General features: G+C 53.2%; 22 protein-coding genes and 1 other annotated feature. Of the genes, 13 read left to right on the forward strand and 9 right to left on the reverse strand.

Features of this window, described 5'->3' with window-relative positions:
• Positions 1–13: 13 nt before the first annotated feature.
• Positions 14–805, reverse strand: a complete 792-nt coding sequence (locus VF709_RS20345; RefSeq protein ID WP_014832951.1) for a cytochrome C assembly family protein — start codon at positions 803–805, stop codon at positions 14–16.
• A 166-nt stretch (positions 806–971) separates the two neighbouring features.
• Between VF709_RS20345 and ffh the strand changes: the two genes are divergently transcribed.
• The 7 genes from ffh to VF709_RS20380 all read left to right on the forward strand — a co-directional run bounded on the left by ffh (position 972) and on the right by VF709_RS20380 (position 6,388).
• The gene (ffh, locus tag VF709_RS20350; protein WP_149897026.1) at positions 972–2,333 is read left to right on the forward strand and encodes a signal recognition particle protein; all 1,362 of its coding nucleotides are present in this window, start codon (positions 972–974) and stop codon (positions 2,331–2,333) included.
• Between the two features lie 116 nt (positions 2,334–2,449).
• Positions 2,450–2,698 carry a 30S ribosomal protein S16 gene (gene rpsP, locus VF709_RS20355; RefSeq protein WP_003863133.1) on the forward strand — a complete coding sequence of 83 codons (249 nt, stop codon included), beginning with the start codon at positions 2,450–2,452 and terminating at the stop codon, positions 2,696–2,698.
• A gap of 15 nt (positions 2,699–2,713) precedes the next feature.
• The gene (gene rimM / locus VF709_RS20360) at positions 2,714–3,253 is read left to right on the forward strand and encodes a ribosome maturation factor RimM (protein ID WP_013098350.1); all 540 of its coding nucleotides are present in this window, start codon (positions 2,714–2,716) and stop codon (positions 3,251–3,253) included.
• 31 nt (positions 3,254–3,284) lie between these two features.
• Positions 3,285–4,052 carry a tRNA (guanosine(37)-N1)-methyltransferase TrmD gene (gene trmD, locus VF709_RS20365; protein WP_008502493.1) on the forward strand — a complete coding sequence of 256 codons (768 nt, stop codon included), beginning with the start codon at positions 3,285–3,287 and terminating at the stop codon, positions 4,050–4,052.
• Positions 4,053–4,095: 43 nt separating this feature from the next.
• Entirely contained in the window at positions 4,096–4,443 is a 348-nt protein-coding gene (gene rplS, locus VF709_RS20370; RefSeq protein WP_002914145.1) for a 50S ribosomal protein L19, read from the forward strand.
• A 132-nt stretch (positions 4,444–4,575) separates the two neighbouring features.
• On the forward strand, positions 4,576–4,980 hold the full coding sequence (locus tag VF709_RS20375; RefSeq protein WP_038420428.1) for a DUF2946 domain-containing protein: 405 nt from the start codon (positions 4,576–4,578) through the stop codon (positions 4,978–4,980).
• A gap of 37 nt (positions 4,981–5,017) precedes the next feature.
• On the forward strand, positions 5,018–6,388 hold the full coding sequence (locus VF709_RS20380) for a PepSY-associated TM helix domain-containing protein (RefSeq protein WP_038420426.1): 1,371 nt from the start codon (positions 5,018–5,020) through the stop codon (positions 6,386–6,388).
• A 2-nt stretch (positions 6,389–6,390) separates the two neighbouring features.
• Here VF709_RS20380 and VF709_RS20385 read toward each other — a convergent pair whose 3' ends face one another.
• From VF709_RS20385 to VF709_RS20400, 4 genes are all read right to left on the reverse strand, one after another.
• The gene (locus VF709_RS20385; protein WP_013098347.1) at positions 6,391–6,876 is read right to left on the reverse strand and encodes an OmpA family protein; all 486 of its coding nucleotides are present in this window, start codon (positions 6,874–6,876) and stop codon (positions 6,391–6,393) included.
• Positions 6,877–6,888: 12 nt separating this feature from the next.
• A complete protein-coding gene (gene dgcN / locus VF709_RS20390) occupies positions 6,889–8,109 on the reverse strand; it encodes a diguanylate cyclase DgcN (RefSeq protein ID WP_148791308.1) in 1,221 nt (406 codons plus the stop codon).
• Positions 8,102–8,638, reverse strand: a complete 537-nt coding sequence (locus VF709_RS20395) for a YfiR family protein (protein ID WP_028028085.1) — start codon at positions 8,636–8,638, stop codon at positions 8,102–8,104. Before VF709_RS20395 ends, dgcN begins: the two co-directional genes overlap by 8 nt.
• A 154-nt stretch (positions 8,639–8,792) precedes the next feature.
• Positions 8,793–9,167 carry a DUF2799 domain-containing protein gene (locus tag VF709_RS20400; RefSeq protein ID WP_020690780.1) on the reverse strand — a complete coding sequence of 125 codons (375 nt, stop codon included), beginning with the start codon at positions 9,165–9,167 and terminating at the stop codon, positions 8,793–8,795.
• A gap of 214 nt (positions 9,168–9,381) precedes the next feature.
• Here VF709_RS20400 and aroF point away from each other — a divergent pair, with 214 nt between their 5' ends.
• Genes aroF through VF709_RS20415 form a run of 3 tightly spaced genes read left to right on the forward strand, consistent with a single transcriptional unit; the run spans position 9,382 to position 12,517 of the window.
• Entirely contained in the window at positions 9,382–10,452 is a 1,071-nt protein-coding gene (gene aroF, locus VF709_RS20405) for a 3-deoxy-7-phosphoheptulonate synthase AroF (protein ID WP_013098343.1), read from the forward strand.
• A 10-nt stretch (positions 10,453–10,462) separates the two neighbouring features.
• Positions 10,463–11,584, forward strand: a complete 1,122-nt coding sequence (gene tyrA / locus VF709_RS20410; protein ID WP_058683947.1) for a bifunctional chorismate mutase/prephenate dehydrogenase — start codon at positions 10,463–10,465, stop codon at positions 11,582–11,584.
• A 60-nt stretch (positions 11,585–11,644) separates the two neighbouring features.
• Positions 11,645–12,517: an SMP-30/gluconolactonase/LRE family protein gene (locus tag VF709_RS20415; RefSeq protein ID WP_108453963.1), complete on the forward strand. Its 873-nt coding sequence runs from the start codon at positions 11,645–11,647 to the stop codon at positions 12,515–12,517.
• Here VF709_RS20415 and pheA read toward each other — a convergent pair.
• The 4 genes from pheA to bamD all read right to left on the reverse strand — a co-directional run bounded on the left by pheA (position 12,514) and on the right by bamD (position 15,281).
• Complete coding sequence (pheA, locus tag VF709_RS20420; RefSeq protein ID WP_013098340.1) at positions 12,514–13,674, reverse strand: bifunctional chorismate mutase/prephenate dehydratase; 1,161 nt, start codon at positions 13,672–13,674, stop codon at positions 12,514–12,516. The two genes, VF709_RS20415 and pheA, sit on opposite strands and share 4 nt — an antisense overlap.
• Before the next feature lie 30 nt (positions 13,675–13,704).
• Positions 13,705–13,830: a sequence feature (Phe leader region), on the reverse strand.
• Positions 13,782–13,829, reverse strand: a complete 48-nt coding sequence (pheL, locus tag VF709_RS20425) for a pheA operon leader peptide PheL (protein ID WP_100249759.1) — start codon at positions 13,827–13,829, stop codon at positions 13,782–13,784. Its footprint overlaps the feature before it by 48 nt.
• Before the next feature lie 103 nt (positions 13,831–13,933).
• Entirely contained in the window at positions 13,934–14,275 is a 342-nt protein-coding gene (raiA, locus tag VF709_RS20430; protein WP_008502470.1) for a ribosome-associated translation inhibitor RaiA, read from the reverse strand.
• A 268-nt stretch (positions 14,276–14,543) separates the two neighbouring features.
• A complete protein-coding gene (bamD, locus tag VF709_RS20435; RefSeq protein ID WP_013098339.1) occupies positions 14,544–15,281 on the reverse strand; it encodes an outer membrane protein assembly factor BamD in 738 nt (245 codons plus the stop codon).
• A 131-nt stretch (positions 15,282–15,412) separates the two neighbouring features.
• Between bamD and rluD the strand changes: the two genes are divergently transcribed.
• The 3 genes from rluD to clpB all read left to right on the forward strand — a co-directional run bounded on the left by rluD (position 15,413) and on the right by clpB (position 19,824).
• A complete protein-coding gene (gene rluD / locus VF709_RS20440; RefSeq protein WP_029882082.1) occupies positions 15,413–16,393 on the forward strand; it encodes a 23S rRNA pseudouridine(1911/1915/1917) synthase RluD in 981 nt (326 codons plus the stop codon).
• Positions 16,390–17,121, forward strand: coding sequence for a purine nucleoside phosphorylase YfiH (gene yfiH / locus VF709_RS20445; protein ID WP_102752721.1), 732 nt, complete (start codon positions 16,390–16,392; stop codon positions 17,119–17,121). Before rluD ends, yfiH begins: the two co-directional genes overlap by 4 nt.
• A gap of 129 nt (positions 17,122–17,250) precedes the next feature.
• The gene (gene clpB / locus VF709_RS20450; RefSeq protein ID WP_013098336.1) at positions 17,251–19,824 is read left to right on the forward strand and encodes an ATP-dependent chaperone ClpB; all 2,574 of its coding nucleotides are present in this window, start codon (positions 17,251–17,253) and stop codon (positions 19,822–19,824) included.
• The last annotated feature ends 172 nt before the right edge of the window (positions 19,825–19,996 follow it).

The raw sequence follows: 19,996 nt of genomic DNA on the forward strand, positions 1-19,996 counted from the left end.
ACTCCTTTGTTACTTAGCCAGCAAATTGCTGTATGAAGCGACTTCCGAAATAGGCAAGGGTGAGTATGCCCGCACCCGCGACATTGAACCAGACCACGCGACGACCGCGCCAGCCCTCATGATAATGGCCCCATAACAGCACAATATAGACAAACCACGCGATGATGGAGAGCACCGCTTTGTCGATATTCTCCACGCTGAACAGGTTTTTCATATAAAACAGGCCAGTGCAGAGCGTTAAGGTCAATAATACTACGCCGACCTGGGTGATGTGGAACATCTTACGCTCAATGACCATCAGCGGCGGCATCTCATGGTTAAACGCCAGCTTTTTGTTTTTCAACTGGTAGTCAATCCAGGCGAGCTGCATGGCATAGAGCGCGGCAATGATCAGCGTTGCGTAAGAGAACAGCGACAGGCCGATGTGCACCAGCATGCCCGGCGTGGCTTCCAGATGCGTAATGAACTCATTGGGCATAAAGGTGGCTAAGGCCAGATTGATCAGCGCGAAGGCATAAACAATGGGCAGCAACAGCCAGCCACGATTCTTAGAGGCGACAATGGTCATCACCGTACAGATCATCAGGCTGACCAGCGAACCGACGTTCAGCACGCTCAGGTTTTGCACGCTGCCGTCACCGGGAATGATGCGCGATTCCAGCGCAAAAGCGTGACTAATCAGTGCGATCACCGCCGACAGAATAGCCATGCGCCGCCAGCCGCTGTTTTTTTGCAGCAGTCCGGGAATGATCAGCGCAAGGCTGACAGAGTAGGCAACAAGGGCGATCAGTGCGAAAACAGGCATATAGGCATCGACAGTTGTCTTAATAAGAAAGAGAAGCAGTATAACGTTACGTGACGCCTGCTCCAACCGTTGCATAACAACAAAGGCGCCTTCATGTTATACTCCGGCAAAATTCTGTGTATGTGTCGCTCAAGGCGGCCCAACGTTTCTACTCAGGCGAGAGACAATGTTTGATAATTTAACCGATCGTTTGTCGCGCACGCTGCGCAACATCAGCGGCCGCGGACGCCTTACCGAAGACAACATCAAGGAAACGCTGCGCGAAGTGCGCATGGCGCTGCTGGAAGCAGACGTCGCGTTGCCGGTTGTTCGTGATTTTATCAACCGCGTTAAAGAGAAGGCGGTTGGTCATGAAGTTAACAAGAGCCTGACCCCGGGTCAGGAGTTCGTCAAAATCGTTCGTAACGAACTGGTTTCGGCGATGGGCGAAGAGAACCAGGTTCTAAACCTGGCGGCTCAGCCTCCGGCCGTCGTGTTGATGGCGGGTCTGCAGGGTGCGGGTAAAACCACCAGCGTCGGTAAGCTGGGTAAATTCCTGCGCGAGAAGCACAAGAAAAAGGTGCTGGTGGTTTCTGCGGACGTTTATCGCCCGGCGGCGATCAAACAGCTGGAGACCCTGGCGCAGCAGGTTGGGGTCGATTTCTTCCCGTCTGACGTGGCCCAGAAGCCAGTCGACATCGTGAACGCGGCGCTGAAAGAGGCGAAGCTGAAGTTCTACGACGTGCTGCTGGTGGATACCGCCGGTCGTCTGCACGTTGATGAAGCGATGATGGACGAAATCAAACAGGTGCATGCTTCTATCAACCCGGTAGAGACCCTGTTTGTGGTTGACGCCATGACCGGTCAGGATGCGGCAAACACCGCGAAAGCGTTCAACGAAGCGCTGCCGTTAACCGGCGTGGTGCTGACCAAAGTGGACGGTGACGCCCGCGGTGGTGCGGCGCTTTCTATTCGTCATATCACCGGTAAGCCGATCAAATTCATCGGTGTGGGCGAAAAAACCGAAGCGCTGGAGCCGTTCCACCCGGACCGTATTGCATCCCGTATCCTCGGCATGGGCGACGTGCTGTCGCTGATTGAAGATATCGAGAGCAAAGTTGACCGTGCGCAGGCCGAGAAGCTGGCCAGCAAGCTGAAAAAAGGCGACGGTTTCGATCTGACCGACTTCCTTGAGCAGCTGCGTCAGATGAAAAACATGGGCGGCATGGCAAGCCTGATGGGCAAACTGCCGGGCATGGGCCAGATCCCAGACAACGTAAAAGCGCAGATGGATGACAAAGTGCTGGTGCGTATGGAGGCGATCATCAACTCAATGACCCTCAAAGAGCGTGCTAACCCGGATATCATCAAAGGTTCCCGTAAGCGCCGTATCGCAGCCGGTTGCGGCATGCAGGTGCAGGACGTTAACCGCCTTCTGAAACAGTTCGACGACATGCAGCGCATGATGAAGAAAATGAAGAAAGGCGGCATGGCGAAAATGATGCGTGGCATGAAAGGCATGATGCCACCCGGTTTTCCTGGGCGATAATCGCTTTTGAGATTGCTTTTTGCCCGAAAATGAGTAAAATTTTCGGGCTTTTAATATGACACCCGGGCTCCGTTCCTCGATGGGGCCCGGTTGTTTTATTCACACAAGAGGATGTTATGGTAACTATTCGTTTAGCACGTCACGGCGCTAAAAAGCGTCCGTTCTACCAGGTTGTTGTGACTGACAGCCGTAATGCACGCAACGGTCGCTTCATCGAGCGCGTTGGTTTCTTCAACCCACTGGCCGCTGGCGCAGAAGAAGAAACTCGTCTGGATCTGGATCGTATCGCTCACTGGGTTGGCCAGGGCGCGACTGTTTCCGATCGCGTTGCTACGCTGATCAAAGCAGCAAACAAAGCAGCTTAATCTGTCACGGTGGTCATGATGAGCAATAAAGCACCTGTTGAACCGATTGTATTGGGCAAAATGGGTTCTTGCTACGGTATCCGTGGTTGGCTCAGAGTGTTTTCCTCCACTGAAGACGCTGATAGCATTTTTAATTACCAGCCCTGGTTTATCCAGAAAGGCGGTAAGTGGGAAGAGGTCGAGCTGGAAAGCTGGCGTCACCACAATCAGGACATCATCATCAAGCTGAAAGGCGTTGACGATCGTGATGCCGCGAATGCACTGACTAATTGTGAAATTGTCGTGGATTCGTCGCAGTTGCCGGAGCTCGAAGAAGGCGACTATTACTGGAAAGACCTTATGGGTTGCCAGGTAGTCACTACTGAAGGCTACAGCCTGGGGAAAGTCATCGACATGATGGAAACCGGGTCCAATGACGTTCTCGTCATTAAGGCAAACCTGAAAGATGCATTTGGCATCAAGGAGCGGTTGGTTCCGTTCCTCGATGGACAGGTTATCAAGAAAGTCGATCTCGCTACTCAAACGATTGAAGTAGATTGGGATCCTGGTTTTTAAATTCTCCGGATAAACGGTAAAAGACGGCGCTATGTGGATTGGCATAATTAGCCTGTTTCCTGAAATGTTCCGCGCGATTACCGATTACGGGGTAACTGGCCGGGCAGTAAAGAATGGCCTGCTGAGCATCCAGAGCTGGAGTCCTCGTGACTTCACGCATGACCGGCACCGTACCGTGGACGATCGTCCTTACGGCGGCGGACCGGGGATGTTAATGATGGTGCAACCCTTACGGGACGCCATTCACACAGCAAAAGCCGCGGCAGGTGAAGGCGCAAAGGTGATTTATCTGTCACCTCAGGGACGCAAGCTTGATCAAGCGGGCGTCAGCGAACTGGCGACGAATCAAAAACTGATTCTGGTCTGTGGTCGCTACGAAGGGATAGATGAGCGCGTAATTCAAACCGAGATTGACGAAGAATGGTCTATCGGCGATTACGTTCTCAGCGGTGGTGAGTTACCCGCAATGACGCTGATTGACTCCGTCGCCCGGTTCATTCCGGGAGTACTGGGCCATGAAGCTTCGGCAACGGAAGATTCCTTTGCCGATGGGTTGCTGGACTGTCCACACTATACCCGTCCTGAAGTGTTAGAAGGGATGGAAGTCCCGGCAGTGTTACTGTCAGGAAACCATGCTGAGATACGTCGCTGGCGTTTGAAGCAGTCGCTGGGCCGAACCTGGCTTAGAAGACCTGAACTTCTGGAAAACCTGGCTCTGACTGAAGAGCAAGCAAAGTTGCTGGCCGAGTTCAAAACTGAACACGCGCAACAGCAGCATGAACATGATGGGAATGCGTAATACGCTCCCGAATATCAGTTTACCCAGGATAAGAGATTAAATTATGAGCAACATTATTAAGCAACTTGAACAAGAGCAGATGAAGCAGGACGTACCTTCCTTCCGTCCAGGTGACACCGTGGAAGTGAAAGTATGGGTTGTTGAAGGTTCCAAAAAACGTCTGCAGGCATTCGAGGGCGTGGTTATCGCTATTCGTAACCGCGGTCTGCACTCTGCATTCACTGTTCGTAAAATTTCCAACGGCGAAGGCGTTGAGCGTGTCTTCCAGACTCACTCTCCGGTAGTTGACAGCATTGCTGTTAAACGTCGTGGTGCTGTACGTAAAGCTAAACTGTACTACCTGCGTGAGCGTACTGGTAAGTCTGCTCGTATTAAAGAGCGTCTGAACTAAGATTCGCTTAAGCGACATCCTGTTAGAAAGGGCTGGCCGAAAGGCTGGCCCTTTTTTTATCCCATCGCATCTCTCGTGTTAACCCTTTCGTCATAAATCATTTACAATGCTGGCCTCTTCCGTGGAGGGTAAGTGATTAACGTACTGCATCAGCATAACTGGAAACGCGCAGCGGCATTGACCGCGCTGTTTGCGATCCTGCTGATCGTGATCGCACCGCTGATCTCCGTCTCGCTGCAAAAAGATCCCATGAGTACCATGCCGGGGATGCACCATGACATGAGCATGATGTCGATGGATGAGCACCACGGCGATAAGCAGCACAGCATGCCGGTTGACCATGCGGAAGCCTGTGGCTACTGCGTGCTATTAGCCCACGTGCCGGGCATGATACTCGCGCTGATTGTGCTGCTCAGTATCGTGCTGCAAAGGCTGCGTGTCAGGACGCCGCGTCAGGCTGTCAGCCACTGGCACTTTTTCCCCTGGCTTTATCCTGATACCCGCGCGCCGCCGCGGCAGTCTGCTTTTTCCCTTTAAAAAATATCGATAACTTTTTGCCTTAAAAAGGAAAAGTATGACTACCTGCACTCCGCGCGCGGCATGGGGAAACCTGCTGCGTCGACTCCATTTCTATGTCGGGTTGTTTGTCGGCCCGTTTATCTTCTTCGCCGCGCTGACCGGTACGCTGTACGTGGCGACACCGCAGCTGGAAAATATTCTGTACCGGCACGCGCTCCATACGGATTCCGTGGGGGAACTCCAACCGCTGGCGGAACAGATCGCCGTGGCGGAAAAAAACATCGGCACCGAGCTGCGTTTATACGCCGTTCGTCCTGGCCTGGCTGCGGGTGAAACCACCCGGGTGATGTTTGCCGACCCGTCGCTTGGCCCATCGGAGACCCGCGCTATTTTTATCGATCCCGTTACTCTTGCGGTGCGTGGCGATATGACCGTGTATGGCACCAGCGGGATTTTACCGCTACGCCAGACCATTGATTATCTGCATACGTCCCTGATGCTGGGTAACGTTGGTCGGCTCTACAGCGAGCTGGCCGCCTCGTGGATGTGGGTCGCCGCGCTGGGCGGGATTGCGCTGTGGTTTTATACCCGGCCAAAACGTCGGCTCAACAATCGTTTTCAGAACCGGCGTCGCCTGCATGTCACGCTGGGCTGGGTGTTGCTGGGGGGAATGTTGCTGTTTTCTGCGACCGGCCTGACGTGGTCCCAATGGGCGGGCGGCAACGTGGATAAACTGCGCGCGCAGATGAACTGGCTCACGCCGCAGGTGAGCACCACGCTTTCGGGTGCGCCCGTCACGATGGATGAGCACGCTGAACACCATGGGCATCATGCCGGCATGATGATGCCCGACATGACGATGGATCTGACCCAGTTCGATGGCGTATTGCACGCTGCCCGCCAGGCCGGGATTGATGCGAATAAACTCGAAATCCGCCCGGCGAAAAGCGCTGACCAGGCGTGGACCGTGACGGAAATTGACCGCCGCTGGCCGACCCAGGTGGATGCCGTTGCGGTGGATCCAAATTCCATGCAAATTCTGGACAGAACCCGCTTTGAGGATTTCCCGTTAATGGCAAAGCTGACCCGCTGGGGGGTGGATTTCCATATGGGGATCTTATTCGGGCTGGTTAACCAGTTACTGCTCGTCGCATTTGGCCTGGCGCTGTGTGTGCTGATTGTCTGGGGCTACCGGATGTGGTGGATGCGTCGTCCGGCGCAATCGACGGCCGATCCGCTTCAGACGCTTTGTCAGTGCTGGCTGGCGCTCCCGGGATGGGGAAAAGCCGTCACGGTGGTGGTCAGCGTATTGCTGGGGCTGGCATTGCCGGTGATGGGCGTGAGCCTGGCGCTGTTTATGCTGATTGACTGGCTACGCTGGCGAGCGGCAACTGGCGTGTCGCTCGCACAATCATCCGTTAAATAAGGCTATGGCGTGCTGATGACCACCGCGACCCGACGGTTTTCAGCACGCCCTTGCGCCGTACTGTTGCTGGAAACCGGATATTTTTTTCCTAATCCCTGCGTGGTGAGGTTGCTGCGCGGGATATTGGCGCCTTTGGCCCAGACGTCAGCCACCGCATTGGCACGTTTTAACGACAGCGCTTCATTGTAGCTTTCTTCACCGTAATTATCGGTGTGGCCATCCATACGGGCGTGTTTCAGGCCGGTAGCCGCCAGGCGAGAGGCCATGGTGCGGATCTGCGCTTCACTTTCCGGGCGCAGTCTGGCGTCATTTTTATCAAACAGGATCGTATCTGACAGGCCCAAAGACCAGTCGCCATTCAGTTCGTTAAAACCGTATGACTTCATCGCCGCAATTTGCTCAGGGGAGAACTTACCTTCAGGCGGTGACTGACAACCCGTCAGTACCATCGAAGCGAGAAATAACGGCGCGAAGTATCGCTTTAACATATCGTATCCTTTCTAAGTTATTGCTTTTGTACGCTGGTTTTTATCCTGGTACATGTTGCGGTCGGCTTGCTCCAGTAATGCTTCCACAGAGGCACTTTCCCACGCCAGAGCAAAGCCAATGCTAAGTGACATCGTTGCTGTCTGCCCGTTATGCAGATCGAACGGGCGCATAAACTGCTGCGACAGCGCAGCACAAATCTGTTGAACCTCTGCGGCAGACTGTACGCCGTACAGCACCATCGCAAACTCGTCACCGCCAAGGCGGTATGACTGATGACGCTTATCGCCAAACTCAACCATCCGGCGGGCGACTTCAATCAGGACGCAATCGCCCGCAGCATGTCCCCAGGTATCGTTAATAAACTTGAAATTATCACCGTCGAGGAAGAGCAGGGCAGTGTTGGTTTTTGCGGAGGCGTCGTGCATTAATGCCGCGATGCTGCTACGAAACGCCGCCCGATTGGCGAGGCCGGTGAGAGGATCGTGCATGGCGGTACGCAGTAGCTGAGCGTTTTTCGCCTGCAGCTTAAGCTGCCACTCTTCCATTTCATCCAGCAGACTGTTGAAGTCTTCGCCAAACTGGTGGAATTCTTCGATGCGACCATCCTTCACCCGCCGGGAAAAGTTGCGGTTGGTGCGTACGTCATGCACGACATCGGTGATGTTTTGCAGCGCCGTGACCATGCCATGATGCAGAGATTGTGTAATCGTAAGCGCGACGGCGGTGGCAAAAAGAATACAGCCGGTAAGAACGGCAAACGACAACCAGATGAAATGGCTGATGAGATTATCGCGTGCGGTCAGGCGAATTTCGCCGATCGCATTACCGTTATGCATGATGGGCTGTGCGACCGGGTCGGGGAACAGCCAGCGGCTAACCAATGCACCCAGCGTGTCGTTATTCTCTTCCGGGTTCCAGGACCAGTAAGCAAACCGCTTTTTATGCGCGTTAAGAACCTCAGCCACGGCAAACTGGCCCTGTTTACCCAGGGTGGTGAGCGTTTCGTTAGCCGCCAGCGCATCATTAAAGACCAGTGAGGCTTCAAGGCTGTGGCTCATTGTTGCGCCGGTTAATTCGAGATTTTTTTGGGCGTATTGCTTTAATGTCACCACGGAAGCAAAACAGAGCAGGAGCCAAATTAACGTCATGGTGATGATGACGCTTATCATGCTGATTCGTCTCAACGTGCTTTTAAACGTTGGACGTGGCGTTGAAGTGATTTCTTTATCCATGCTGCTTATTCCGTGCCAGCATTAATACATCCGGATTGACGCGTACGCCACTGCGCGTCAATGCATCCAGATTAACGGAAAATCTGACCTGGTTATGATCGATTATCAGGCAGAATGCACTGCCAATAACACATTCCGGATTCTGCTCTGAGATTAATAGCAATGCTCTGCCCTGATATTGACTTATTAATTCAAGTTGTTTTGCAGGCGATTCAGCCCCGAAATAAATAGCATCACACGTCGCGGACAGGGCTTCCTGATCGTTACGTACAATGACGGGAGTATAAGGTAACTCGCTTTGCCCCTCTTCGCTGCTCAGTGCTTGCGTGTAGTGAGATGAGGCATAAACGCAGAGTTTAGGTTGCCCGGAAAGTGACGGCCATCGGGTATAGCTCACAATACCCGATACAATCGAACGTACCGATTTATCGGTTTCCGTGAACGTGGCTGCCGGTGCTGGGCCCACCATAAAGAACAGCATTAGCACCAGAGTGAGTCGGAACAAAGAGATCAAGAATGAATTTCTCACCAGAATCCGCCATACCGCTCTGGAAAATAGATGTCCTTACGAGTTGTCGGCAGAATACCATTGTTTATCAAAGCCGTCATTATGTCAGAAATGTACTGAGTACGACCTAAGCTAAATCCTACAGTTGTATATATTCCGGCGTATAAAAAACGGCTTAATTAAGTCTGCTGGAACGCATACTTTCATCCATTCCTTGTTGCCATGATTCATGCAGTTTTGCTGCGTTTTCAACAGTATCACAACTGGCCGGGAAAGATTTACCTGCTACCCCCCAGGCGTGAATAAAACCTTCCTCACACACTTTTTTCTGTCCGTCGGCGTAGCCACGAAGATATTCACTACGATCAACCTGCGGGTCGTTAAAACTATCGGCCAGCGTCTGATTATCTTTAACCGGCAGACCATTCATGGCGTCTTCTTTACCCGCATCAAACCAGCTGGGACTAGTCCAGTCGGGCTGGAAGGTATAAGGGTTGATCTCACAGCCCGATAAAAACAGCGACAACAGCATCAGAGCGATTGAACGCATAGCCATTCTCCTTTTTTCTTCAGCATAGCCTGGCAAAAGAAAGTGGGGGTGTAATTTTATGTTTACGATTTTGTCGGCTGATTTTTGCAGTAAAATGGCTTTTGTAAAGTAAAGTGTACGTATTTTGGATTGAAATCTTTACTTGTTGTGGTATCGTTGTTTCACCTCTTCGAGGAAAACACCTATCGCAAACGAGCTTTACAGGATCGCCATCATGCAAAAAGACGCGCTGAACAACGTACATATCACTGACGAACAGGTTTTGATTACACCGGATCAACTGAAAGCGGAGTTCCCGCTGAGCGCCGCGCAGGAGGCTCAAATTGAGCACTCGCGCCAGACCATTTCTGACATTATCGCTGGCCGCGATCCGCGTCTGCTGGTGGTATGTGGTCCTTGTTCCATTCACGATCCTGAAACCGCCATTGAGTACGCTCGTCGATTTAAAGCATTAGCGGAGGAGGTCAGCGATAGCCTCTACCTGGTGATGCGCGTCTATTTTGAGAAGCCACGTACCACCGTTGGCTGGAAAGGGTTGATTAACGATCCGCACATGGATGGCTCGTTTGATGTGGAAGCCGGTCTGAAGATTGCGCGTCGCCTGCTGGTTGAGCTGGTCAGCATGGGGCTGCCACTGGCAACCGAAGCGCTGGATCCGAACAGCCCGCAGTACCTGGGCGATCTGTTTAGCTGGTCTGCGATTGGTGCGCGTACCACGGAATCACAAACCCACCGTGAAATGGCGTCTGGTCTGTCGATGCCGGTAGGTTTTAAAAACGGGACCGACGGTAGCCTTGCCACGGCGATCAACGCCATGCGCGCCGCGGCCATGCCGCATCGCTTTGTAGGTATTAACCAGGCGGGCCAGGTTTGTCTCCTGCAGACGCAGGGTAATCCGGACGGTCATGTGATCCTGCGTGGCGGTAAAGCGCCAAACTACAGCCCGGCAGATGTGGCACAGTGTGAAAAAGAGATGGAGCAGGCGGGACTGCGCCCGGCACTGATGGTAGATTGCAGTCATGGTAATTCGAACAAAGATTACCGTCGTCAGCCTGCGGTGGCGGAATCGGTGGTCGCGCAGATCAAAGACGGCAACCGTTCTATTATCGGTCTGATGATTGAGAGCAATATTCATGAAGGCAATCAATCATCTGAACAACCGCGCAGCGCAATGAAGTACGGTGTGTCCGTGACGGATGCCTGCATCAGCTGGGAAACCACCGATGCGCTGCTGCGTGAGATCCACAAAGATATAAACGGCCAGCTGGCGACGCGTCTGGCTTAAGAGGTTAGGTATGGTTGCTGAATTGACCGCATTACGCGATCAAATTGATGAAGTGGATAAGGCACTGCTGGATCTGTTAGCGCGCCGTATGGCGCTGGTTGCCGAGGTGGGTGAGGTCAAAAGCAAATATGGCCTGCCGATTTACGTTCCGGAGCGCGAGGCCTCCATGCTGGCTTCCCGTCGTAAAGAGGCCCAGGCGCTGGGCGTCTCGCCGGATTTGATTGAAGATGTCTTGCGTCGTGTGATGCGGGAGTCCTACTCCAGCGAAAACGATAAAGGCTTCAAAACCCTTTGTCCGTCCCTGCGCCCGGTCGTTATTGTGGGCGGGGCGGGTCAGATGGGGCGGCTGTTTGAAAAAATGCTGACCCTGTCTGGCTATCAGGTGCGTATCCTGGAAAAAGAGGACTGGGCAAACGCGCCGGAGCTGATGAAAGATGCCGGAATGGTCATCGTCAGCGTGCCGATTCACGTGACGGAGCAGATCATTGCGAAGCTTCCTCCGCTGCCGGCAGATTGCATCCTGGTGGACTTGGCATCCGTGAAAAATGGTCCGCTGCAGGCAATGCTGGCTGCGCATACGGGGCCGGTCCTGGGGCTACATCCTATGTTTGGCCCGGACAGTGGCAGCCTGGCGAAACAGGTGGTGGTCTACTGCGATGGTCGTCAGCCGGAAGCCTACCAGTGGTTCCTGGAACAGATTCAGGTTTGGGGCGCGCGGCTGCACCGCATTAGCGCGGTTGAACACGATCAGAACATGGCGTTCATCCAGGCCCTGCGTCACTTTGCGACCTTTGCCTATGGGCTGCATCTGGCGGAAGAGAATGTGCAGCTTGAGCAGTTATTGGCACTCTCTTCGCCTATCTATCGTCTGGAGCTGGCGATGGTGGGGCGTCTGTTTGCTCAGGATCCCCAGCTTTACGCCGACATTATTATGTCGTCTGAGAACAACCTGGCACTGATTAAGCGTTACTACCAGCGTTTTGGCGAAGCCATTACGCTGCTGGAGCACGGCGACAAGCAGGCGTTTATCGACAGCTTCCGTAAGGTCGAACACTGGTTTGGCGATTACGCGCAACGTTTCCAGAGCGAGAGCCGCACGCTGTTGCGTCAGGCAAATGACAGTCGCCAGTAATGCGATGATGTATATACTGAAAGCCAGCATTGCTGGCTTTTTTCATTTTGGGGAACTGTCATGGCCGAACCGCAGCTGCTGTTGAACTACACCGGGCATCTGCCCGAATGCCCGACGTGGAGTGCAGAGGAAAATGCGCTTTACTGGGCGGATATTCTTGAAGGTGAGATCCACCGTTATCATTTACCCACGGCGGAACACACCGTGCTCTCTTTCCACGAAGAGGTGGGGTGTTTCGCCCTGCGCGAACGCGGCGGCTTTATCGTCGCGATGCGAAGCGGCATCTGGCTTTCCGATAAACACGGCCTGCTGCAGCGCAAAGTCTGTGATAACCCGTCGAATCCGCAGCTTGCGCGTTTCAATGATGGGGGAACCGATCACCGGGGCCAGTTCTACGCCGGGACCTTCTGGGCACCGGGTGATTACAACGGGGCGCTGCTGATGCGCATTGATAACGATCTGACGCCAAAAGTTATCCAGTGCGACATTCATGGCCACAATGGTCTGGCATTCAGCCCCGACCAGCGGTGGATGTTTACTTCTGATACGCCAAACGGCGTTATCTACCGTACCTCGCTGGATGAGCAGGGGGAACCCGGTAAACGGGAGGTATTCCGCCGGTTCAACGACGGCGAAGGGATACCTGACGGTGCCGCGATGGACGTGGAAGGCTGTTACTGGAGTGCGCTGTTTGATGGCTGGCGCATCGCGCGCTTTTCACCTCAGGGAGAGCAACTGGAAGAGTACCGTATGCCGGTCCGTTGCCCAACGATGGTCTGCTTTGGCGGTGACGATATGAAAACGCTGTTTATCACGACCACGCGGGAAAATATGGATGCGCAAGAGGTGGCGCAATATCCCCTCTCCGGCGCTATCTTCACCCTGCCGGTCAGTGTGGCAGGGATGAAGAAAAGCCGGTTTATCGAACGTTAGCTTGGGTCAACCGGTACCACGTTTTCGCTCGGATAACAGCCCAGCACCTTCATTGAACGGGTGATTTCGCTCAGTTCGCGCAGGGCTTTCTGCATGGACGGCGATTCCAGGTTGGCCTGAATGTCGAGATAGAACATCTCTTCCCACGGATTGCCGTGAATCGGGCGCGATTCGAGCCGGGTCATGATCAGATTGTGGTTACGCAGTACCAGCAGCGCTTCAACCAGTGCGCCTGCCTGCTGCCCGGTTGCCATCAACAGGGTAGTTTTGGCGGGCACCTGATCAGAGACATTAATGGCTTTGCGTGCCAGCACGATGAAGCGGGTAATGTTTTGCGTCTGGTTTGCCAGGTTACGTTCCAGAACCTGGAGACCATACAGCGCACCGCCCGCCTCGCTGCCCAGCGCCGCGACGGTGGGGGAGTTTGCCTGGGCGACTTTTTCCATCGCCGCGGAGGTGCTTTCGGTGTACTCAATTTTCCAGTTCGGATAACGGTTGAGGAACTGACTGCACTGCTGGAACGGCTGCGGATGGCTATAGACCGTCTCGATGGTGCTCAAATCGGTTGAGCCAGAGACCAGCACGCAGTGATCGATAGGGATTGTCAGCTCCCCAACCAGCGACAGGCTGGTGTGTTGCAGCAGATCGTACACGTCGTTGATGGCACCGGAACTGGTGTTCTCAATCGGCACGACGGCGTAATCCGCCTGGCCGGTTTCCACCTGATTGAAAATATCGGCGAACTTTGCGCAGCCGCTCTCAATGAACTCTTCAAAATGACGTGCAGCGTACTGGCGGGCAGCCAGATGGGAGTAGGAGCCCTTAGGGCCAAGAAACGCGATGCGGGCAGAGTGCGGGTTGGTTTTATTCAGATGCTGCTGCAACAGCGCTTGCTGGGTCAGAACAGAGTCTTCGATGATGAGCTGGAACAAACGGGTGATGTAATGTGCGTCAAGGTGATGGGCTTTGCCGAGTTGAATCAGACGTTCCAGCAGGTCGCGTTCGCGGTCGATATCACGTACCGGACGGTGGGAGTCCAGTTTGGCTTTACCCACTTCGATGGCGAGCGCGCGGCGTTCAGCCAGAAGTGCCAGTAATTTTTCATCCAGCGCGCTGATTTTTACTCGCAGATCCAGTAACGGGTTTTCCGGTGTCATAGTGTTGTCTGTCTCGTTTTATCGTTATCAATAAAAAAGGCCTCCCGGTGTGGGAGGCCTTGTTGTTCGTCTTCGCATTCTTTATCACACGACGAAACGCCTCCCGTTCAGGGGAAGGTAAAAAAGAATGCGAAGAAAAACGGCGTCAGTTTCATGAAATCATCCTGTGGTTGATAACGTTAAAGTACCCGTACTGTTTTCACCCTGTCAATAAAAAACGCGCCCGAAGGCGCGTTGGCGGTAAACTCAATTTAAAGGATTACTCTTCTTCAACTTCTTCCGCGAAGCTGGCGTCTTTCACCGAGGTCGTGGCGCGACGGGCTTCACCTTTGTGCTGCACTTTATTGAGCTGCCGTTCCAGCTTGTTGATCAAATCGTTAATAGCGGTGTACATATCCTCGTGTTTTGCGCTGGCGACCAGATGGCCGTTTGGAGTATTGATAGTTGCGTCAGCGATGAAACCCTGCGGCTCCTTAGACAGGATGATATGTGGATTAATCAAGTGTGTTTGCCATTTATCCAGTTTGGCGAGACGGTCTGCGACGTGCTGGCGAATTGCCGGGGTAATTTCCATTTGTTTGCTGGTAATGTTCATTGTCATAAATTTTACCTCTTGTCTTTCCGTCTTGGTGATTCCAGCATACCTGTCCTAATGTCAAAATGTGTGATTTATATCACGTTATTTTGTCGGTTTTTGTCAGGGAATCTTTTTTGTGAGGCAGGGCAGGAAGAGGTGAGATTTACCTTGTCGAAGGCAAAAATTGCGGTCATAGTTGATAGGATGTGTTGAAGCTAAACCGCTTCAGCTTTGTCTGAATTGAATAAAAAAACGGCAGCCCGCGGGCTGCCGTTTTGCTTTGACGTCGCTATCAGGTGTTGCTGCTGTTCGCGGCGATGATTTTTGCTACCTTGTCTGCCTGTGCGGTCATCTGCATCTGGCGGTAAGCATTCTCCATCAGCTTCAGGCCGTCGCGGGTCGCCTGCGTATCCGGATAATCACGCAGCATTCCTTCTACACGGTTAACCACGGCAACCCATGCGCCACGGCGGGTGTAGTATTCAGCAACCGAGTATTCGTATTTCGCCAGTCGGTCTTTCAGGAACACCAGACGTTTGGTGGCGTCGGTCACGTACTGACTGTTCGGATAGCCGCGCACCAGTTTGGAAAAGTCGTTGAACGCATCACGCGCATGCTGCGGGTCACGGTCGGAGCGATCCACACCGAAGAAGCCCTGCAGGGCACTGTCATCCAGCGCCATGTTGGTCAGACCGCGCATGTACATTACATAGTCGATGTTAGGATGAGTCGGGTTCAGACGCATGAAACGATCGATGGTTGCCTGAGCCAGCGGCAGATCGGCATTTTTATAGTATGCGTAGATGAGATCTAACTGTACCTGCTGCGAATACGGACCAAATGGATAGCGATTATCCAACGCTTCCAGTTGCGTTATCGCCTGTTTCCAGTTACCGTCCTGCAACTTTTGTTGTGCAGTCGCATAGATTTCATTCGGCGGATTGTCAGGGACCTGTTCATTTGAACCGGAGCAGCCCACCAAAGCCAGGCTCAACGTGGCCGCTGCCACCAGATATTTCATGCGCGTCATGACGTTTTGACTTTCCTCAAATGTTTGTCCGGGAGAAACTCTGTTCCTGCTCCCGATTAAGACCAGCTACAATAGCACACTATATTAAACGGCAAAGCCGTAAAACCCAACGTTAAACGAAGAAGCAGTTTATGGCACAACGAGTAGAACTCACCGCAACAGTCTCCGAAAATCAGCTCGGTCAACGCTTAGATCAAGCTTTGGCCGAATTGTTCCCTGATTATTCGCGTTCACGCATAAAAGAATGGATTCTTGACCAGCGCGTGCTGGTAAACGGTAAAGTCTGGGACAAACCGAAAGAGAAAGTGTTAGGTGGGGAAGCTGTCGCCATCAATGCTGAAATCGAAGAGGAAATCCGCTTCGAGCCACAGGATATCCCACTGGATATCGTCTATGAAGATGATGACATTCTGGTGATTAACAAGCCGCGCGACCTGGTTGTTCATCCGGGAGCGGGGAATCCTGACGGTACGGTACTTAACGCACTTCTCCATTATTATCCGCCGATTGCTGATGTACCGCGTGCCGGTATCGTGCATCGTCTGGATAAAGACACCACCGGTCTGATGGTGGTGGCAAAGACCGTACCTGCCCAGACTCGCCTGGTGGAATCACTGCAGCTGCGTGAGATCACCCGCGAATATGAAGCCGTGGCTATTGGCCATATGACTGCTGGCGGTACGGTTGATGAGCCGATCAGCCGTCACCCTACCAAACGTACTCATATGTCGGTGCATCCGATGGGTAAACCGGCGGTAACGCACTATCGCATTATGGAACATTTCCGCATTCATACGCGTCTGCGTCTGCGTCTGGAGACCGGTCGTACCCACCAGATCCGCGTGCATATGGCGCACATCACCCATCCGCTGGTGGGGGATCAGGTTTACGGTGGTCGTCCGCGTCCGCCAAAAGGGGCATCGGACGAGTTCATCAGCGTACTGCGCAAGTTTGATCGTCAGGCGCTGCACGCCACCATGCTGCGCCTTTATCACCCTATTTCAGGGATTCAAATGGAATGGCATGCGCCGATCCCGCAGGATATGGTGGAGCTTATTGACGCCATGCGCGCGGATTTTGAAGAACACAAAGATCAAGTGGACTGGTTATGACCAAACTGATTGTTCCGGAGTGGCCACTGCCTGAAGGTGTGGCTGCCTGCAGTTCAACCCGCATTGGCGGGGTAAGCCAGGGGGCGTGGGCGTCTTTGAACCTTGGCGCACACTGCGGCGACAACCTGGAACACGTTGAAGAAAACCGCTCGCGGCTGTTTGCTGCGGGCAACTTACCGTCTAAACCGGTGTGGCTTGAGCAGGTTCACGGTAAAGCCGTGCTGAAGTTGACGGGAGAACCCTACGCGTCTAAACGTGCCGATGCCTCCTACAGCGATACGCCGGGAGCAGTATGCGCGGTGATGACAGCCGATTGTCTGCCGGTGCTGTTTTGTAACCGTGCGGGTACCGAGGTTGCGGCTGCTCATGCGGGCTGGCGTGGTCTGTGTGAAGGCGTGCTGGAAGAGACCGTCGCCTGCTTCAAAGACGATCCTGCAAATATCATTGCCTGGCTTGGCCCGGCAATTGGTCCTCAGGCATTCGAGGTGGGCCCAGAGGTTCGTGAAGCGTTTATGGCAAAAGCTCCGCAAGCCGTTAACGCTTTCGAACCCGTGGGGGAAAAATATCTGGCCGATATTTATCAGCTTGCACGTCAGCGTCTGAATAATGTCAAGGTGACGCAGATCTTCGGCGGTGACCGCTGTACGTTCACCGAAAAGGGTGATTTCTTCTCTTATCGCCGCGACAAGACGACGGGGCGTATGGCAAGTTTTATTTGGCTGATATAACCTAAAGAATCAAGACGATCCGGCACGTGCCGTTTTCTTTTCACATAATTCAGGTCATTAACCTTGAATAATTGAGGGATGACCTCATTTAATCTCCAGTAGCAAATTTGACCTGTTATGGGAGGAGTTATGCGTCTGGATCGTCTTACTAATAAATTCCAGCTTGCTCTCGCCGATGCCCAGTCCCTTGCACTGGGGCACGACAACCAATTCATCGAACCTCTTCATTTAATGAGCGCCTTGCTAAATCAGGAAGGGGGATCGGTACGTCCATTATTAACGTCTGCTGGCATTAATGCTGGCCAGTTACGCACTGCCATCGATCAGGCGCTGAGCCGTTTACCGCAGGTAGAAGGTACCGGCGGTGACGTTCAGCCGTCCCAGGATCTGGTGCGGGTGCTGAACCTTTGCGACAAGCTGGCGCAAAAACGTGGGGACAACTTTATTTCGTCGGAACTGTTTGTTCTGGCGGCGCTTGAATCACGCGGTACCTTGACCGACCTGCTGAAAACTGCCGGCGCAACCACGGCCAATGTGACTCAGGCGATTGAGAAAATGCGTGGGGGTGAAAGCGTGAACGATCAGGGAGCCGAAGACCAACGTCAGGCTTTGAAAAAATTTACGGTCGATCTGACCGAGCGTGCTGAGCAGGGTAAACTTGACCCGGTGATCGGCCGTGATGAAGAAATTCGCCGTACTATTCAGGTTCTGCAGCGCCGTACCAAAAACAACCCGGTGCTGATTGGTGAACCGGGTGTTGGTAAAACCGCCATCGTTGAAGGACTGGCGCAGCGTATTGTAAACGGTGAAGTACCGGAAGGGCTGAAAGGCCGCCGTGTACTGGCGCTGGATATGGGGGCGCTGGTGGCCGGGGCGAAGTATCGCGGTGAATTCGAAGAGCGCCTGAAAGGGGTGCTTAACGATCTGGCAAAACAAGAAGGCAATGTCATTCTGTTTATCGATGAGTTGCACACCATGGTCGGTGCCGGTAAAGCAGACGGCGCGATGGATGCCGGGAACATGCTGAAACCTGCACTGGCACGCGGTGAACTTCACTGTGTGGGTGCCACGACGCTGGACGAGTACCGTCAGTACATCGAAAAAGATGCTGCACTTGAACGTCGTTTCCAGAAGGTGTTTGTCGCGGAACCAAGCGTGGAAGATACCATCGCGATCCTGCGTGGTCTGAAAGAACGTTATGAGCTGCACCACCATGTGCAGATCACTGACCCGGCGATTGTTGCGGCAGCGACGCTTTCGCATCGTTATATCGCCGACCGTCAGTTACCGGATAAAGCGATCGACCTTATCGATGAGGCCGCATCCAGCATTCGTATGCAGATAGACTCGAAACCGGAAGAGTTGGACAGACTCGACCGTCGTATTATTCAGCTCAAACTGGAACAGCAGGCACTCAAGAAAGAGTCTGATGAAGCCAGTAAAAAACGCCTCGATATGCTCAATGAGGAACTGGACGATAAAGAGCGCCAGTATTCTGAGTTAGAAGAAGAGTGGAAGGCAGAGAAAGCGTCACTCTCTGGCACTCAGACCATTAAGGCTGAACTTGAACAGGCAAAAATTGCCATTGAGCAGGCGCGTCGAGTGGGTGACCTGGCGCGAATGTCTGAGCTGCAGTACGGCAAAATCCCTGAGCTGGAGAAACAGCTTGAGATTGCGACGCAGTCTGAAGGCAAAACGATGCGTCTGTTACGTAACAAAGTAACGGATGCGGAAATTGCAGAGGTGCTGGCGCGCTGGACCGGTATTCCGGTAGCACGCATGATGGAAAGCGAACGCGATAAACTGCTGCGCATGGAGCAGGATCTGCATCAGCGCGTGATTGGCCAGGACGAGGCGGTTGAAGCGGTTTCCAACGCCATCCGTCGTAGCCGCGCCGGATTGTCTGATCCTAATCGTCCGATTGGTTCGTTCCTGTTCCTGGGCCCTACCGGGGTGGGTAAAACCGAGCTGTGTAAGGCGCTGGCTAACTTTATGTTCGACAGCGACGATGCGATGGTGCGTATCGACATGTCCGAGTTTATGGAGAAACACTCCGTTTCACGTCTGGTGGGTGCGCCTCCGGGATATGTCGGTTATGAAGAGGGAGGTTACCTGACAGAAGCGGTACGCCGTCGCCCTTATTCCGTCATCCTGCTGGACGAAGTGGAAAAAGCGCACCCGGATGTGTTCAATATTCTTCTTCAGGTCCTGGATGATGGTCGTCTGACCGACGGGCAGGGGAGAACGGTGGATTTCCGTAATACGGTCGTGATCATGACATCGAACCTGGGTTCCGATTTGATTCAGGAACGTTTCGGTGAACTGGATTACAGCCATATGAAGGATCTGGTTCTGGGTGTGGTTAGCCATAACTTCCGTCCGGAGTTCATCAACCGTATCGATGAAGTGGTGGTATTCCATCCTCTGGGTGAGAAACACATTGCTTCGATTGCACAGATCCAGCTGCAGCGTCTGTACAAACGTCTGGAAGAGCGTGGATATGAAATTCACATCTCTGACGATGCGCTGAAACTGCTGAGCGAAAATGGTTACGATCCGGTTTACGGGGCGCGTCCGTTGAAACGTGCTATCCAGCAGCAGATCGAAAACCCGCTGGCGCAGCAGATACTGTCAGGCGAACTGGTTCCGGGCAAAGTTATCCGTCTGGAAGCCAACGACGACCGAATTGTGGCAGTGCAGTAAGTCACAAAACGCAAAAACGAGCCGCTTGCGGCTCGTTTTTGTTTAAAAACCAGTCCAGAATTGAGGTCTGGGATGTAATTTGCCTGGAAAGTGAGCAGTCAGTAAATAATTTTCACTTTATCCTTGCAGCTTCAGAATTACTCCCTATAATGCGCCTCCACTGACACGGAAT

This window comes from Enterobacter sp. Lyrl_3 (assembly GCF_051948675.1).
Taxonomy (GTDB): Bacteria; Pseudomonadota; Gammaproteobacteria; order Enterobacterales; family Enterobacteriaceae; genus Enterobacter; species Enterobacter cloacae.

Coding starts and splice junctions, on each gene's coding strand:
- clpB (WP_013098336.1), top strand. CDS start 17,251: ATGCGTCTGGATCGTCTTACTAATAAATTCCAGCTTGCTCTCGCCGAT.
- raiA (WP_008502470.1), bottom strand. CDS start 14,275: ATGACAATGAACATTACCAGCAAACAAATGGAAATTACCCCGGCAATT.
- yfiH (WP_102752721.1), top strand. CDS start 16,390: ATGACCAAACTGATTGTTCCGGAGTGGCCACTGCCTGAAGGTGTGGCT.
- rplS (WP_002914145.1), top strand. CDS start 4,096: ATGAGCAACATTATTAAGCAACTTGAACAAGAGCAGATGAAGCAGGAC.
- tyrA (WP_058683947.1), top strand. CDS start 10,463: ATGGTTGCTGAATTGACCGCATTACGCGATCAAATTGATGAAGTGGAT.
- VF709_RS20400 (WP_020690780.1), bottom strand. CDS start 9,167: ATGCGTTCAATCGCTCTGATGCTGTTGTCGCTGTTTTTATCGGGCTGT.
- dgcN (WP_148791308.1), bottom strand. CDS start 8,109: ATGGATAAAGAAATCACTTCAACGCCACGTCCAACGTTTAAAAGCACG.
- VF709_RS20415 (WP_108453963.1), top strand. CDS start 11,645: ATGGCCGAACCGCAGCTGCTGTTGAACTACACCGGGCATCTGCCCGAA.
- VF709_RS20385 (WP_013098347.1), bottom strand. CDS start 6,876: ATGTTAAAGCGATACTTCGCGCCGTTATTTCTCGCTTCGATGGTACTG.
- bamD (WP_013098339.1), bottom strand. CDS start 15,281: ATGACGCGCATGAAATATCTGGTGGCAGCGGCCACGTTGAGCCTGGCT.
- rimM (WP_013098350.1), top strand. CDS start 2,714: ATGATGAGCAATAAAGCACCTGTTGAACCGATTGTATTGGGCAAAATG.
- trmD (WP_008502493.1), top strand. CDS start 3,285: ATGTGGATTGGCATAATTAGCCTGTTTCCTGAAATGTTCCGCGCGATT.
- rpsP (WP_003863133.1), top strand. CDS start 2,450: ATGGTAACTATTCGTTTAGCACGTCACGGCGCTAAAAAGCGTCCGTTC.
- ffh (WP_149897026.1), top strand. CDS start 972: ATGTTTGATAATTTAACCGATCGTTTGTCGCGCACGCTGCGCAACATC.
- aroF (WP_013098343.1), top strand. CDS start 9,382: ATGCAAAAAGACGCGCTGAACAACGTACATATCACTGACGAACAGGTT.
- VF709_RS20380 (WP_038420426.1), top strand. CDS start 5,018: ATGACTACCTGCACTCCGCGCGCGGCATGGGGAAACCTGCTGCGTCGA.
- VF709_RS20345 (WP_014832951.1), bottom strand. CDS start 805: ATGCCTGTTTTCGCACTGATCGCCCTTGTTGCCTACTCTGTCAGCCTT.
- rluD (WP_029882082.1), top strand. CDS start 15,413: ATGGCACAACGAGTAGAACTCACCGCAACAGTCTCCGAAAATCAGCTC.
- pheA (WP_013098340.1), bottom strand. CDS start 13,674: ATGACACCGGAAAACCCGTTACTGGATCTGCGAGTAAAAATCAGCGCG.